10 protein-coding genes are annotated in these 13,761 nt (G+C 74.5%); 5 read left to right on the top strand and 5 right to left on the bottom strand.

Going from position 1 to position 13,761, the window contains the following annotated elements:
• Nucleotides 1-223 precede the first annotated feature (223 nt).
• On the bottom strand, nt 224-1,582 hold the full coding sequence (gene gabT / locus RM590_RS00295; protein ID WP_311702205.1) for a 4-aminobutyrate--2-oxoglutarate transaminase: 1,359 nt from the start codon (nt 1,580-1,582) through the stop codon (nt 224-226).
• A 140-nt stretch (nt 1,583-1,722) separates the two neighbouring features.
• Nucleotides 1,723-2,361 carry an ABATE domain-containing protein gene (locus RM590_RS00290; RefSeq protein ID WP_311702203.1) on the bottom strand — a complete coding sequence of 213 codons (639 nt, stop codon included), beginning with the start codon at nt 2,359-2,361 and terminating at the stop codon, nt 1,723-1,725.
• 74 nt (nt 2,362-2,435) lie between these two features.
• On the opposite strand from RM590_RS00290, the gene RM590_RS00285 reads away from it, so the two are divergent.
• Both RM590_RS00285 and RM590_RS00280 read left to right on the top strand, forming a co-directional pair.
• Nucleotides 2,436-3,098, top strand: coding sequence for a pyridoxine/pyridoxamine 5'-phosphate oxidase (locus RM590_RS00285; RefSeq protein ID WP_311702202.1), 663 nt, complete (start codon nt 2,436-2,438; stop codon nt 3,096-3,098).
• Nucleotides 3,089-3,802, top strand: a complete 714-nt coding sequence (locus RM590_RS00280; RefSeq protein ID WP_311702201.1) for a maleylpyruvate isomerase family mycothiol-dependent enzyme — start codon at nt 3,089-3,091, stop codon at nt 3,800-3,802. The genes RM590_RS00285 and RM590_RS00280 overlap by 10 nt, the downstream gene beginning before the upstream one ends.
• Before the next feature lie 24 nt (nt 3,803-3,826).
• Here the strand turns inward: RM590_RS00280 and RM590_RS00275 are convergent, their stop codons facing one another.
• Nucleotides 3,827-5,167 carry an ABC transporter ATP-binding protein gene (locus RM590_RS00275; RefSeq protein ID WP_311702200.1) on the bottom strand — a complete coding sequence of 447 codons (1,341 nt, stop codon included), beginning with the start codon at nt 5,165-5,167 and terminating at the stop codon, nt 3,827-3,829.
• A gap of 180 nt (nt 5,168-5,347) precedes the next feature.
• On the opposite strand from RM590_RS00275, the gene RM590_RS00270 reads away from it, so the two are divergent.
• Both RM590_RS00270 and RM590_RS00265 read left to right on the top strand, forming a co-directional pair.
• Nucleotides 5,348-7,741 (top strand): type IV secretory system conjugative DNA transfer family protein, encoded by a 2,394-nt coding sequence (locus tag RM590_RS00270; protein ID WP_311702199.1) that lies wholly within the window; start codon nt 5,348-5,350, stop codon nt 7,739-7,741.
• Between the two features lie 134 nt (nt 7,742-7,875).
• Nucleotides 7,876-9,429: a PucR family transcriptional regulator gene (locus RM590_RS00265; protein WP_311702198.1), complete on the top strand. Its 1,554-nt coding sequence runs from the start codon at nt 7,876-7,878 to the stop codon at nt 9,427-9,429.
• Nucleotides 9,430-9,695: 266 nt separating this feature from the next.
• Here the strand turns inward: RM590_RS00265 and RM590_RS00260 are convergent, their stop codons facing one another.
• Nucleotides 9,696-11,009 (bottom strand): M14 family metallopeptidase, encoded by a 1,314-nt coding sequence (locus tag RM590_RS00260; RefSeq protein WP_311702197.1) that lies wholly within the window; start codon nt 11,007-11,009, stop codon nt 9,696-9,698.
• 210 nt (nt 11,010-11,219) lie between these two features.
• Between RM590_RS00260 and RM590_RS00255 the strand changes: the two genes are divergently transcribed.
• Entirely contained in the window at nt 11,220-12,674 is a 1,455-nt protein-coding gene (locus tag RM590_RS00255; protein WP_311702196.1) for an aldehyde dehydrogenase family protein, read from the top strand.
• A gap of 24 nt (nt 12,675-12,698) precedes the next feature.
• Here the strand turns inward: RM590_RS00255 and RM590_RS00250 are convergent, their stop codons facing one another.
• Nucleotides 12,699-13,745 (bottom strand): TRM11 family SAM-dependent methyltransferase, encoded by a 1,047-nt coding sequence (locus tag RM590_RS00250; RefSeq protein ID WP_311702195.1) that lies wholly within the window; start codon nt 13,743-13,745, stop codon nt 12,699-12,701.
• Nucleotides 13,746-13,761 lie beyond the last annotated feature (16 nt).

Raw genomic sequence — 13,761 nt, 5'->3', positions numbered from 1 at the left:
GCCGCCGGCTCCGGCCGGGGCGGCGGACAACGCCGTGCCGGGGACGGGATCCGCCTCCCGGAGGCCGGGTGCCCCCGCCCGGCCTCCCCACGGCCACGACGGCACCGAACGGCGATCTTCCTGGGCGCCCGGCTCGCCGCTGCGGCCAGCCGAACTCACAGCCGGCCGGTACCGCGCACCCATGGGGCACCACCGCGATCTCCGGTGCTGCCCCACACGTCGCTCACAGCCGCGACAGCGCGTCCTGAAGGATGTCCAGCCCCTCGTTCAGGAGGTCCTCGCCGATCACCAGCGGGGGCAGGAACCGCAGCACGTTGCCATAGGTGCCGGTGGTGAGAACGATCAGGCCCGCGCGGTGGCAGGCCCCGGCCAGGGTGGCCGTCGCGGCCGGATCGGGATCCTTGGTGCCCGGCTTGACCAGCTCCAGCGCGAGCATCGCGCCGCGCCCGCGCACGTCGCCGATCACCGGGTGCTTCTCGGCCATGGTCAGCAGCCGGGGCTTGATGATCTCCTCGATGCGGCGGGCCTTCGCCGGCAGATCGAGCTCGCGCATGGTCTCGATCGCGCCGAGCGCAGCCTCGCACGCCACGGGGTTGCCGCCGTAGGTACCGCCGAGCCCGCCCACGTGCGCGGCGTCCATGATCTCGGTGCGCCCGGTGACGGCGGCCAGCGGGAGGCCGCCCGCGATGCCCTTGGCGGTGGTGATCAGGTCGGGCACGATGCCCTCGTCCTCGCAGGCGAACCACTGGCCGGTGCGGCAGAACCCGGACTGGATCTCGTCGGCGACCAGCACGATGCCGTTCTCCTTTGCGAACGCGGCCAGCGTGGGCAGGAAGCCGCGCGCGGGCACGATGAACCCGCCCTCGCCGAGGACCGGTTCGATCACGATGGCGGCCGTGTTGGCCGCGCCGACCTGCTTGCCGATCTGGTCGATGACCTGTGCCGCGGCCTCCTCGGCGCAGTTCTCCGGGCCGGTGGGCCAGCGGTAGGGGTAGGCCATCGGCATCCGGTAGATCTCGGGTGCGAACGGTCCGAAGCCGTGCTTGTACGGCATGCTCTTGGAGGTCAGCGCCATCGTGAGGTTGGTGCGGCCGTGGTAGCCGTGGTCGAAGACGACGATCGCCTGGCGGCCGGTGTGGTAGCGGGCGATCTTGACGGCGTTCTCCACCGCCTCGGCGCCGGAGTTGAGCAGGATCGACTTCTTGGCGTGGTCGCCGGGGGTCAGCCGCGCCAGCTCCTCGCAGACGGCCACATAGCTCTCGTACGGCGTGACCATCGCGCAGGTGTGGGTGAACCGCGCCAGTTGCGCGGACGCCCGGCGCACCACCGCCTCCGCGCTGTTGCCCACGCCGGTGACGGCGATGCCGGACCCGAAGTCGATCAGGCTGTTGCCGTCCACGTCCTCGACGACCCCGCCGCCGGCCCGCGCCGCGAAGACGGGCATCACGGTGCCGACCCCGTCGGCGACGGCGGCCCGCTTGCGGGCCATCAGCTCCCGCGAGCGCGGGCCCGGGATATCGGTGACGAGCCGGCGGCGCTGGGGGAGGGTGGGGCCGCCGGACTGTTCGGTCATGGCGCTCATGCGTGCACTCCTCGTCGCGAAGGGGCTGCTTCCGCTCACTCCTGGCCAGGCTAGGCGTGCGCGGGGCCTCCCGGCATGCGCCGCGACGGAGTGGTCGCCGACCGCCGTTGTCCGTCCTGGAGCGTGTCCGGGCTGGGCGGTCAGGACTCCGCGCGGTGGCGGCGGTGGTGGCGGGCGACCCGGGCGCGGTTGCCGCAGGAGGGCTTGCACCACTCCTGGCGCGGGTGGTCCTTCATGAAGTACCGCACGCAGCGCGGGCCCTGGCAGGCGCGCAGCCGCGCGCGGTCGGGTCCGGCCAGGAACGCGATCGCGTCGTGGGCCAGCGCGGCGGTGAGCCGGTCGGCCGCCGGAGGGCCGGGCGGCCAGGCGGCACCGGCCGTGGGGGCCGCGGCACCGGGCGGCCAGTGCAGGGCCGGCGCGGCGGGAACGAGGGCGGCGGCCGCGTTGAGCCGGGCCACGGCCTCCGGCTCCGGCAGCAGCCGGTGGGCGTCCGCCCGGCTCGGCGGCCCCGGCCGCACCGCGCGGGCGAACAGGGCGCGCACCGCCTCCCGCAGCGCGCGCACGGCCGAAAGGGCGGCCCCGTCCGCGATGAACTCCCGGGCGTCCAGGGCGTGTCGCAGCGCGCCGGCGTGCTCGGTGACCCAGGCGGTGAGCCCGTCGGGGGTGCGCAGATCGTCGGCCACGCCGCCGTGTCCGTCGTGCCGGATGGTGACGGCGAGCGCCAGGGCCAGGCGGGAGCCGGGCTCTTCGGGATCGGTCGGAGGTGGCGAGGGAGACATGGGCTAATGGTAGCATCCTGCTCAACCATTAGTCGCCCTTTCCCGGCGACAGCGTGACCGAGAGGAGGGCGGGGATGCCGGAACTGCGCCAACTGCTGCGCGAGCTTGATGTCTTCGCCGGAGACCTGCCGACCTTCGACCCTGATCCGACCCCCGACGACCCCGTCGAGCTGTTCACCGACTGGCTGCTCGGCGCGATAGCCGCCGGCGTGCGCGAGCCGCACGCGATGACCCTGGCCACGGCCGACGCCACGGGCACCCCCGCCGCGCGCGTGCTGATCCTGAAGAACGTCGAGCCGGGCCCGGACGGCGGCTGGCAGTTCGCCGCCCACCGCGACAGCGTCAAGGGGCGCCATCTCGCCGACCGCCCGTACGCCGCGCTGACGTTCTACTGGGGGCCGCTGGCCCGCCAGGTCCGGGTGCGCGGGCCCGTGGTGGCCGAGAGCGCGGAGCGCGGCGCCGCCGACTTCCTGGCGCGCGGGGCCGGGGCCCGCGCCGAGGCGCTGCTCGGCCGGCAGAGCAGCCCGCTGACCGACCCGGCCGCCCGCCGCGCGGCGCTCGCCGGAGCGCGCGCCCGTATCGAGCGCGAGCCCGCGCTGGTGCCGCCGGAGTGGACGCTCTACACGGTGCGCGCCGAGTCGGTCGAGTTCTGGCAGGGCGACCGCGACCGTGACCACACCCGGCTGGCGTACCGCCGCACCGGGACCGGCTGGACGAAGGAGCTGCTGTGGCCCTGACCGAGACCGTGGCCGACGACGCCCGGGTGGTGGACGCCGTCCTGGCCGCGCACGAGCGGCTGGGCGCCCTGGCGGCCGGCCTGACCGAAGAGGCGGTGCGCGCGCCCAGCGCGCTGCCGGGCTGGAGCCGGGCGCACCTGTTCTCACACATCGAGGGTGTCTGCCGGGCGCTGGCGCGGCAGGCCGAGTACGCCCTGCGCGGCGAGCTGGTCGAGGTGTACGACGGCGGCCGGCCGACGCGGGACGCCGCCATCGAGGCGGGGGCCGCGCGTGGGGCCGACGAGCTGCGCGAGGCGGTGGCCGGGGCGCTCGCTGCGGCCGGCGCGGTCTGGCGCTCGGTCGGCCCCGACGACTGGGCCCGGCCGGTGCGTTACCGCGACGGCGAGCTGCGGGCCGCCCTGCGCGCCTGGTGGCGGGAGGCGGAGATCCACGGCGCCGACGCGCTGCTCGGCCCGGGCCCGGACGACTGGTCGCGCGCGTTCTGTGACCACGCCCTGGACTTCCTGGCGCCCCGCGCGCCGGAGGGTGCGCGCCTGGTCCTCGTCGCCACGGACGGTCCCGAACGGCGCGCGTTCGGGACGGGCGAGCCGGTGACCGTGCGCGGCCGGCTGACCGACCTGACGGCCTGGCTGGCGGGCCGGACGGCCCCCGGCCCGCTGGACGCCGACCCGGCGCCGCTGCCGGAGCTCGGCCCCTGGCCCTGACCGGCCAGACCGGCCGGACAGGGCCTAACGGTCCAGGCGCGGCTGGCCCGTCGGGGCCGGGCAGATGCGGCGGCCGTCGCCGTCGAAGACGTAGAGCTGGTCCAGGTCCAGCAGCAGCGGCACCCGCTCCCCGATGCGCGGCTGCACATCGGTGCTCGCCCGCACCACCAGCCCGTCGCTGATCCTTCCGGCGGGCGTCGGGGAGGGGGACGCCGGTGGGCGTTCGAGCGTGGTCACCGGCGCGCCGCCGCCGGAGACCTGGCCGGCCCAGCTCCGCAGCCGCCCCAGCTTGCCCTGCCCCGGCCGCCGCCCGCGCGACCGGACGGGTGGGCGGGGGCGGGGCGCCTCCAGGCCGTCCACGTCGGCGGGCCGCGCCCCGGTGCTCACGTGCACCAGCGACTCGTGGCCCTGGTACTCGACGTGCTGCACCACCCCGTTGAGCAGCGCCTCGGTGGGGCGCATCTCCTCGGGCGAGGCGATCCGCACGGCCTCCGACCGCACGCCCACCGTGATCTCCCGGCCCATCTGGATGCGCAGCATCTGGTGGTCGGGGCTCAGCGGCTGCGGCAGCATCATCCGCTGGGTGCCGAAGTCGATGCTCATCCGGCTGTCGAGCGGCGCGTGCACGGTGGCGCGCAGCAGGTTGATGCGCGGGGTGCCGACGAATGCCGCCACGAAGACGTTCTCGGGCAGCCGGTAGACCTCCCGGGCGGTGCCGAGCTGCTGGAGCACCCCGTCGCGCATCACGGCGACCCGGTCGCCCAGCGACATCGCCTCCGCCTGGTCGTGCGTGACATAGACCGTGGTCACGCCCAAGTGCCGGGTGAGAGTGGCTATTTCGGCCCGGAGCCGGTTGCGGAGCTTGGCGTCCAGGTTGGACAGCGGCTCGTCCAGCAGGAACGCCGTCGGGCGGCGCACGATCGCCCGCCCCATCGCCACCCGCTGCCGCTCGCCGCCGGAGAGCTGTCCCGGGTAGCGGTCGAGCAGGTCCTCGATGCCCAGCAGCCGCGCGGCCTCGGCGATGCGCGGGCCGCCGTCCTCGTGGGGGGCCTCGATGCGCAGCGGAAAGCCGATGTTCTGACGGCTCGTCATGTTCGGGTAGAGGGCGTAGTGCTGGAAGACCATGGCGAGCTGCCGCTGGCCCGGTTGCAGGTCGTTCGCGTATTCGCCGTCCAGCAGCAGTTCGCCCGAGGAGATCTCCTCCAGGCCGGCGATCATCCGCAGCACCGTTGACTTGCCGCAGCCCGAGGGGCCGAGCAGCACGACGAACTGACCCGGTTCGATGTCCAGCGAAAGCCGGTCCACGGCAACGACGTTGCGTGGATAGATCTTGGTGACTTCTCGCAATGAAATGGCGCGCGTCATGACGTTTCCGCCCGGGGTCGTCTTTGAGCCAGCGGTGAAGCAGGAACGTAGCGCACCGGATATCCCAGGGGAACGGGTATGCACAGGTTGGCCCGGCGCATATTCGACCGGCCGGTCTGCACTAGATTTGAACGACGACGCACAGTCAGCCGATGGCCTGATCAGGGGGCTTGGCACGGAATGAGCACCAACCGCCCGCGGGACGCGCGGGACCCAGGCGTGGGCGCGCAGGCCGTCCCGCTCGCCACCGGCGTGCCCCCGGCCCCCCGGCAGCCGCCGGAGACCGAGGGGCCCCCGCTGGTCCGCTGGCTGCACACCCCGCGCCCGGCGGCGAAGCCGGGCGTCTGGCGCGCCGGTCACGTGCCCAAGCCGCCGGAGGACCCGGACCGGCTCGGCGACCGGGAGCTGCACGGCACCGCGCTGCTGGCGCTGCTCGCCGGCTGGCTGGTCTGGTCGCTTTACATCAACGGCTACCTCGGCGCGGTGACCTGGCCGCTGGACTGGATCGGCCTGGACGCCCGGTGGAGGGGCACCACCACGGTCGGCCGGAGCGTGTCGTACGTGTACGACGTCCTGTTCGCCTGCCTGCTCTTCTACGCCTTCGGCCGGGTGGGCAACGGGCCCATGCTGTGGCGCCGTTGGCGGCCCCAGGCGCTGCGGCTGCTGTGCGGCAGGCGGGACATCGAGCCGCTGTCCCGCCGCCGCACGCTCCGCGCGGCGGCCGGGCTGCTGGGCGCCTACGTCGTGTGGCGGCTCAGCTTCAACGCCGACGGCTTCTGGGGGTTTTGGCTCGACCCGCTGTTCGCCATGGTGCCCGACGAGGCGTCCAACAACTGGTGGCAGGACCGCGAGACCACCGCGTACGCCCTCGCCAACCTCTGGTATGCCCTCTACACCGCCCTGATCGTGGCCGTCTTCGCCCCGCTCGGCGACTGGCGCGGCGTCCTGCGGCACTTCCCGCTGGATCCGCTGCGCCGCTCCCGGGGCGCCGCGACCGCGGACGAACGCGCCGAGCTCGCGCGGCTCACCGACTTCACCGAGCTGCGCGCCGCCGGCGCCGGGGCCGCCGCCGACCGGCTCGCCGACGAGGTGCGCAACGGCGCCATGGGCGACGTGGACTACGCCCGCATCGCGCACGCCTGGGGCGCCGTGCGCGCCCGGCCCACCGAACTGCCCGCGTTCGGCGACGCGGCCCGCGCCCAGGGCGCCGCCGCGTTCGTCCATCCCTCCGGCGACCGCGACCTGCCCGTGCGCGCGGCCCGGCACGACCTGCTCACCCGCCAGGTCCGCATCGGCACCGCGCCCGACGAGGAGCGCAACCCGTACGAGTACCGCGGCGAGGACGTCGCGCTGGACCCGGCCGTGCTGGGCACCTCGCTGCTCGCCGTCGGCCCGCCCGGCTCCGGCAAGACCGGCCGTGTCATACGGCCGGTCACCGAGGCGCTGTGCCTGCACGCGCTCACCGGCCAGTCCGCCGTCGTCGCCGTGGGCACCGCCAGCGCGGGCCTCGGGCCCGACGCCGCCTTCGACATCATCGTCCGCGTCGGCGACCCGGCCAGCACCCACCAACTCGACCTCTACGGCGGCGCCTCGGACACCGACGAGGCCGCCGCGCTGCTGGCCGAGGCGCTGGTGGGCGGCTCCCGCGTCGAGCCCCGGGAGGCCGCGGCCGTTCTCGTCCAGCTCATCGGCCCCTACCAGGCCGCCTACGGACAACTGCCCGGGGTGCCCGAGCTGCGCGCCATGCTCGACGGCGCGCCCGCCCTGCTGGCCACCCTGCGCGACGACCTCAATCTGGCCGGCGCCTGGGACCAGCAGCGCGAACTCGACGCCCGCGCCCGGCAGGCGCAGCGCCCCGACGACCTCGGCCCGCATCTCGCCGACCGCCTGGCCCTGCTGGACCGGGCCGGGTTCTCGCAGGGCGACGGGGCCCGCCGCACCCGGCCGTTCTCGCTGGGCTCCCTGGTGCACCCGCTGCGCGTGCGCGTGGACCTGCCGGCCACCGGGCACGCCGAGGCCGGACGCATCATCACCCGGCTGCTGCTGGCCCAGTTCACCGCGGCGGTCACCACCCGCCCGGACCGTTCCCTCTTCGCCTGCCTGGTGCTCGACGACGCCACCGCGGCCATCACGGCCGGCACCGTGCGCGGGCTGACCCATCTGCGGCCGGCCAACGCGGGGGCCGTGCTCGCGCTGCGCACCCTGGACGACGTGCCCGCCGAGCTGCGGACCGGGCTGCTGGGCGCGGTGGGCTGCCGGATGGCGTTCTCCGGGATCACCACCTGGGACGCCGAGCACTTCGCGCGGGCCTGGGGCAAGGAGTGGACCGAGGACCAGGACATCACCCGCACCCCCGACCGCAGCGGGGGCACGTTCCGGCGGGCCGCGCGCGGGGTGCGCAAGCTTTTCACGGGGCGCGAGACCACCACCGAGTCCGTCACCGTGCGCCGGGTCGAACGGGAACGCTGGTCCGCCTCCGAGCTGGCCCACCGGGTGCCGCCGCGGCACGCGGTGCTCTCCATGACGAGCGTCTCCGGGGAGCCCGGGCCGCCGGTGCTGGTGCAGCTCGGCTGACGTCGGCGCGCGGCGCGGCCGGCCCGCGCCGCATATGCCGCGGGCGCCGTCCGAGCGCCCTTGCCGCCCCCTGTACCGTGAGCACGTGTTGTCCCGGCCCGCCACGGTGATCCATGCCTCCGACAAGGTGATCCATGCATCCGACGCTCGCCTCCCTGGTCCAGCACAGCGCCCTCCGGCTCGGCGTGCTCGCGGGGGCGGACCGGCTGGACACCGAGGTCCGCTGGGCGCACGCCAGTGAGCTGACCGACCCCACGCCCTGGCTGGACGGCGGCGAACTGCTGCTCACCACCGGGCTGAACCTGCCCGTGGCCGACGCCGAGTCGATGCGCGAGTACGTCGCCCGGCTCGCCGCGGCCGGCGTGGTCGGACTCGGCTTCGGCGTCGGCGTGAACCATCCCGAGGTGCCGCCCGCGCTGCTCGCCGCGGTCACCGAGGCGGGGCTGCCGCTGCTCGAAGTGCCGCGCCCCACCCCGTTCATCGCCATCAGCAAGGTGGTCTCGGCGGCCATCGCGGCCGAGCAGTACCGCTCGGTCACGGCCGGGTTCGCCGCCCAGCGCGAGCTGACCCGGGCCGCGCTCTCCGACGGCGGGCCGGGGGCGCTGCTGGCGAAGCTGGCCGGTCAGGTCGGCGGCTGGGCCGCGCTGTACGACCTGTCCGGCGCCGTCACCGCCGTCGCCCCGGACTGGGCCGCGCGGCGAGCCGCCAAGGCCGCCGCCGAGGTGCGCCGCCTGGGCGCCCGCCCGGCGCCGGCCAGCGCCGTGTGCGAGACCGCCGCGGACGACGACCGGGTCGAGCTCCAGTCGCTGGGCACCGGCCCGCCGCCGCACGCCGTGCTCGCCATCGGCACCGCCGCGCCGCTGGGCACCGGCGAGCGCTTCGCAGCGCAGTCCGCGGTGGCCGTGCTGACGCTGCTGACCGAGCGGTCGCGGGCGTTCCGCGACGCCGAGGCTCGGCTGGGCAGCGCGGTGCTGCGCATGCTGCTGAGCGGTGAGCCGGACCACGCGCGGGCCGTCGCCGGGCAGCTCTACGGCGCGCTGCTGGACGCCCCGCTGCGGGTGCTGGTCGCGTCGGCCGGTGACGGGCCGAAGGCCCTGGGGGAGCTGGTGACCGCGGTGGAGACCGCCGCCGCGCGCGCCGGGGAGTCGGTGCTGTCGTCGGCCGACGGCGACGGGCTGGTGCTGCTGGCCGCCGACGGCGGCGCCGCCCTGGCGGCCTGTGTGGAGCACGCGGGGCGCCAGGAGCCGCGCGGCGGGCTGGTGCTGGGGATGTCCGCGCCGACCGGGACCGCCTCGGCCGACAGCGCCTATCAACAGGCCAGGGACGCGCTGCTGGTGGCGCGCCGGCGCGGGCGCGCGCTGGTGGAGCACGACGAGATGGCGACCGGTTCGGTGCTGCCGCTGCTGGCGGACGAGGCGGTGCGCGCGTTCGCCGACGGCATGCTGCGCGCGCTGCGCGACCACGACGAGCGCGGGCGCGGGGACCTCGTCGCGTCGCTGCGCGCGTGGCTCGCCCGGCACGGCCAGTGGGACGCCGCGGCGGCCGATCTGGGCGTGCACCGGCACACGTTGCGCTATCGCATGCGGCGGGTGGAGGAGATCCTGGACCGGTCCCTGGACGACCCGGACGTCCGGATGGAGCTGTGGCTCGCGCTGAAGGCGACGAACCGGCCACCCGCCGCGACCTGACCGCCCCGGCCCGGGGCGGTTAGGTCCTGTCCGGTCGGTCTTGTCGGATCAGCCCTTGGCTCCCCCAGGCCCTCGGGGGCCTGGGAGGTACCCCCACGACGCGGTGCATCGCAAGGCGGAGTATCGCAGCTCGTACTTGGCCGTACTCGCGCGATGCGACTGGGGGCACCTCCCGGACGAAGTCTGGGGGAGCAGCGAGGTGCCGTGTATGGCGTCGTGGGCCCGGCAAGATCGGCCGGACAGGGCCTTCTAGGCGGGAGAGGGGCTCAGGCCGCGCAGTACTGAGCTTCCTTGCCGATGATCCGGTAGGCGCAGTCCGCGTAGTCCAGGAGCGTCAGCACGGCTTCCCGGTTGCGGCTGGTCTCCCGGTCGATCACGCTGCCCGGCGGATAGAACCCGCCGCCCAGCGAGGAGGTCGGGTACATCTCGAAGGTGAACGAGAAGATGCCCTGGTCGGCCCACATCCAGTCGTCCACCGAACCGTCGGTGATGTACAGGTCGCTGGCCTGCTGCGGGGTGTATCCGTTGGTGTCCGCCAGCGCGGTGCCCAGCGCCTCGAACGCGTCGGCGTCGTCCTGGGTGAGGCCCGGCGCGGTGTCGGCGTACGTGTAGCCGTAGGGCCACAGCACCAGTTCGCCATAGGTGTGGAAGTCGATGTGCGCGGTGATCTGCTGCTCGCCGCCGATCACCCGGCCGCGCACGAAGTCGGCGACCACGCCCGTCTCGGGGGCGGACTCGGCGGCCGTTCCCCGGTACGTGTCGCTGCTCGGCGAGCCGGAGGAGCCGCCGCAGCAGCCCCACTGGTGGGCCCAGTTGCGGTTGAGGTCGGTGCCGATGGCGGAGGAGCCCGAGTTGGGCTGGCGGTTCTTGCGCCAGCTCCGGAACGAGCCGGACTCCTGGTCGTACACCTTGCCGTCCGGGTTGACCGAGGGGATCAGCCACACCTCGCGGGAGTCCAGCAGCTCGGTGATCTCGGCGTCCGTGCCGTACTGCGCGGTGAGTTCGGCCAGCGTGTAGAGCGCCATCTCGACCGTCAGGTGCTCGCGGGCGTGCTGGTTGTGCGTGAAGAGCACCTCGGGCTCGTCCTCGTCGACGGCCACATTGGCGCTGATCTTCACGGCGACGATGTCGCGGCCCTGGTGGGAGCGGCCGATGACCTGGCTGCTGACCAGGTCCGGGTAGCGGGCCTCGGCGTCGGCGACGGCGGCCAGCGTCTCGCCGTACGTGTGGTAGTCGCCGGGGGCGGCGGCGCGGGGGAGTGCCTGGCGTTCAACCGGGGCGGTCAGCGCGGTGAGTTCGTAGCCGAGGCCGCGCAGCCGTTCGGCCTGGGCGGCGTCCGCGGTGATCACCACGGAGCCGGGACCGGCCTCGTCGATGGCGGTGCCCGTGCGGGTCAGGGCGGTCCGTTCGGGAGCGGTCGCCACTCCGGCGACCTCGTACTGCCGGACGGCGGTGTCGGAGCCCGGCGCGGCGGGCGGGGGAGCGGCGGTGGCCTGGGTGCCGCATATGAGGGCCAGCGCGAGGGTGAGGACGGCGGCGGCGGTCGTGGTGGTCCGCTTGCCGGATCTGAGCATGCGCATCGCATCTCCTGGTGGGGTGTTCCAGCGCGACGGTGAGGGGTGGCGGACATGCTTTCGAAAGTGGCATGGCCCGGTCAATATGGCCTCCGAGTCCTGCCGAAACGGAGCACGGTATGGACACATTCGGCCGCGCCGGACAAGGGAGGGGACGGACCCGAGCGCCTACGGTGGAGGGCGGGAAGCGACATCTTCGGAAGGGCGGCACCCGCGATGACCACAGCGACATCCCCGCACCCGTTCTGGCTCGCCGGCCGCGAGGCGACCGGTGAGAGCACCCTGGAGGTCACCTCCCCCTGGGACAACGGCGACCTGGGCAGCGTCAGCGTGCCCACCGCCGCCCAGACGGAGGAGGCGGTCGCCACCGCCGCGGCCGTGGCCGGCGAGTTCGCCGCGACGCCCGCGCACGCGCGGGCCGCCGCGCTGGACCGGGTGCACCGGCGGCTCGGCGAGCGCGCCGAGGAGATCGCCCGGCTGATCTGCGCGGAGAACGGCAAGCCGATGAAGTGGGCGCGCCTGGAGGTGTCGCGCTGCATCTCGGTGTTCCGCTGGGCGGCCGACGAGGCGCGCCGGTTCAACGGCGGCATGGCGCAGCGGCTGGACACCGACGCCGCCGGGGTCGGCCGCCTCGCGCTCACCCGCCGCGTGCCCTACGGCCCGGTGCTCGGCATCGCCCCGTTCAACTTCCCGCTCAATCTCTGCGCCCACAAGGTCGCCCCCGCGCTGGCGGCCGGCGTGCCGATCATCCTCAAGCCCGCCCCCGCGACGCCGCTCACCGCGCTCCTCCTCGGCGAGCTGCTGGCCGAGACGGACCTGCCCACCGGTTCCTGGAGCGTGCTGCCCGTGCCCAACGACGCGATGCCGTCGCTGGTGCAGGACCCGCGGCTGCCGGTGATCTCGTTCACCGGCTCGGTCCCGGTGGGCTGGTCCATCCGCGACTCGGTGCCGCGCAAGCGCGTCACCCTGGAGCTGGGCGGCAACGGCGCGGCCGTCGTGCTCGCCGACTACTCCTCGGACGCCGACCTGGACTGGGCGGCCCAGCGCATCGCCACGTTCTCCAACTACCAGGGCGGCCAGTCCTGCATCTCCGTGCAGCGCGTCATCGCCGACACCGCCGTGTACGACCGGCTGCTGCCCCGGCTGATCGCCGCCGTCGAGGCGCTGGTCACCGGCGACCCGCGCGAGGACGCCACCGACGTGGGCCCGCTGATCAGCGAGGAGGCGGCGCGCCGCGTGGAGACCTGGGTGAACGAGGCCACCGCGGCCGGCGCCAAGGTGCTCACCGGCGGGGCGCGGCAGGGCGCGAGCTATCTGCCGACCGTGCTGGAGGGCGTTCCGCGCGACGCGAAGGTCTCCCGCGAGGAGGTCTTCGGCCCGGTCATGACGGTGACCCGGGTGGACAGCGAGGAGGCGGCCTTCGCCGCGGCCAACGACTCCAAGTTCGGCCTCCAGGCGGGCCTGTTCACGCACGACATCCAGGCCGCCTTCCGCGCCCACCGCGCGCTGGAGGTGGGCGGCGTGGTGGTCGGTGACGTGCCCTCCTACCGCGCCGACCACATGCCCTACGGCGGGGCCAAGCAGTCCGGGGTGGGCCGTGAGGGGGTGCGGTTCGCGATGGAGGACTACACGTACGAGCGCGTCATGGTCCTCACCGGGCTGGAGCTCTGACCGCGCCGGGCCCGGCCGCCTGGGTCAGTCCCCGGCGGCGGTCCGGCGGGCCACGATGAGGTCGCGGACGATCGCCTGGTCCACGCGGTGCCGGAAGCCGTGGTACGGCTCGGCGTCGGGGACCTCGAAGCCGTGGTCGCCGAGCAGTCCGGCCAGCTCCTCGCGGCGGGCGACATAGGTGTTCCACGCGATGCCGATGGCGCCGCCCGGGCGCAGCAGCCGGGTCCAGGCCGGCAGCGCGGACCGGAGCAGCGGCAGCGGGCTGCGCGAGAGCGTGGCCCGCGCCGTGGCGCCGTGCTGCACGCCGTAGGGCGCGTCGGTCACGATCAGGTCGAACGAGGCCGGGCGGAAGAAGTCGCCGCTGGCGGCGGTGTCCGCGTTGACCATCGTGACCTCGATCTCCTGCCCCTTCTTGTACAGCTCCTTGCTCTCGCCGAGCGCGACGTGGAAGCGCCGGCCCAGCGAGCGGCGGTCGCGCCGGACGGTGGTGGTCTCCGCCCGGTGCTTGACGCGGTTGTTCTTCAGCCACTGGCGCAGGAAGTTGCCGTAGGACTCGAAGCTCTTGGTGTCCCGCTCCACCCCGGCGGCGTCCAGGCCGTACATCATCGCCTGGTTGAGCGTGGTGCCCCGGCCGCACAGCGGGTCCAGGACGCGCAGCTCGCCGGTGAGCAGCCGCTCGGGGGTGGCGCAGGACATCGCCGTCACGTTCAGCAGGAGCTTGGTGAAGTCCTCATTGGTCTTGCCCGGGTACTTCTGGATGGTGATCAGATCGCTGCTGAACTTGTCCAGCCTCGTCAGTTCCACCGGGCGCAGCAGCTTCCCGTCCTGGATCTCGAAGAGCGCGTAGAGCGACGAGAGGTTGGCGAGGTGGCGGATGTCCCCGGGGGAGAGCCCGTCGGCGCGGAACGTCAGATAGGGCACCCCGCCCAGGGTCGTCTCGGCGACTCCGGTCAGCCGCCCGCCCAGCACCGCGCCGCTCAGAACGAGCAGCTCGGCGTGGGCGAGCGCGGCGGACGCCTGCGCGTAGACACGGTTGTGGGAGGGGAGGAGCAGCAGGCCGTACGTGTTCATGGCGCCGGACAGCTTA

This window comes from Streptomyces litchfieldiae, assembly GCF_031845365.1.
Classification (GTDB): Bacteria; Actinomycetota; Actinomycetes; order Streptomycetales; family Streptomycetaceae; genus Streptomyces; species Streptomyces litchfieldiae.
Note: the sequence above shows the minus strand (reverse complement) of the source record. Positions and strands in the feature narration are given on the sequence as shown.

What these genes read in the sequence shown, in the direction of transcription:
- gabT (WP_311702205.1), bottom strand. Translation starts at nt 1,582, where the DNA reads ATGAGCGCCATGACCGAACAGTCCGGCGGCCCCACCCTCCCCCAGCGC.
- RM590_RS00285 (WP_311702202.1), top strand. Translation starts at nt 2,436, where the DNA reads ATGCCGGAACTGCGCCAACTGCTGCGCGAGCTTGATGTCTTCGCCGGA.
- RM590_RS00255 (WP_311702196.1), top strand. Translation starts at nt 11,220, where the DNA reads ATGACCACAGCGACATCCCCGCACCCGTTCTGGCTCGCCGGCCGCGAG.
- RM590_RS00250 (WP_311702195.1), bottom strand. Translation starts at nt 13,745, where the DNA reads ATGAACACGTACGGCCTGCTGCTCCTCCCCTCCCACAACCGTGTCTAC.
- RM590_RS00260 (WP_311702197.1), bottom strand. Translation starts at nt 11,009, where the DNA reads ATGCGCATGCTCAGATCCGGCAAGCGGACCACCACGACCGCCGCCGCC.
- RM590_RS00290 (WP_311702203.1), bottom strand. Translation starts at nt 2,361, where the DNA reads ATGTCTCCCTCGCCACCTCCGACCGATCCCGAAGAGCCCGGCTCCCGC.
- RM590_RS00265 (WP_311702198.1), top strand. Translation starts at nt 7,876, where the DNA reads ATGCATCCGACGCTCGCCTCCCTGGTCCAGCACAGCGCCCTCCGGCTC.
- RM590_RS00275 (WP_311702200.1), bottom strand. Translation starts at nt 5,167, where the DNA reads ATGACGCGCGCCATTTCATTGCGAGAAGTCACCAAGATCTATCCACGC.
- RM590_RS00270 (WP_311702199.1), top strand. Translation starts at nt 5,348, where the DNA reads ATGAGCACCAACCGCCCGCGGGACGCGCGGGACCCAGGCGTGGGCGCG.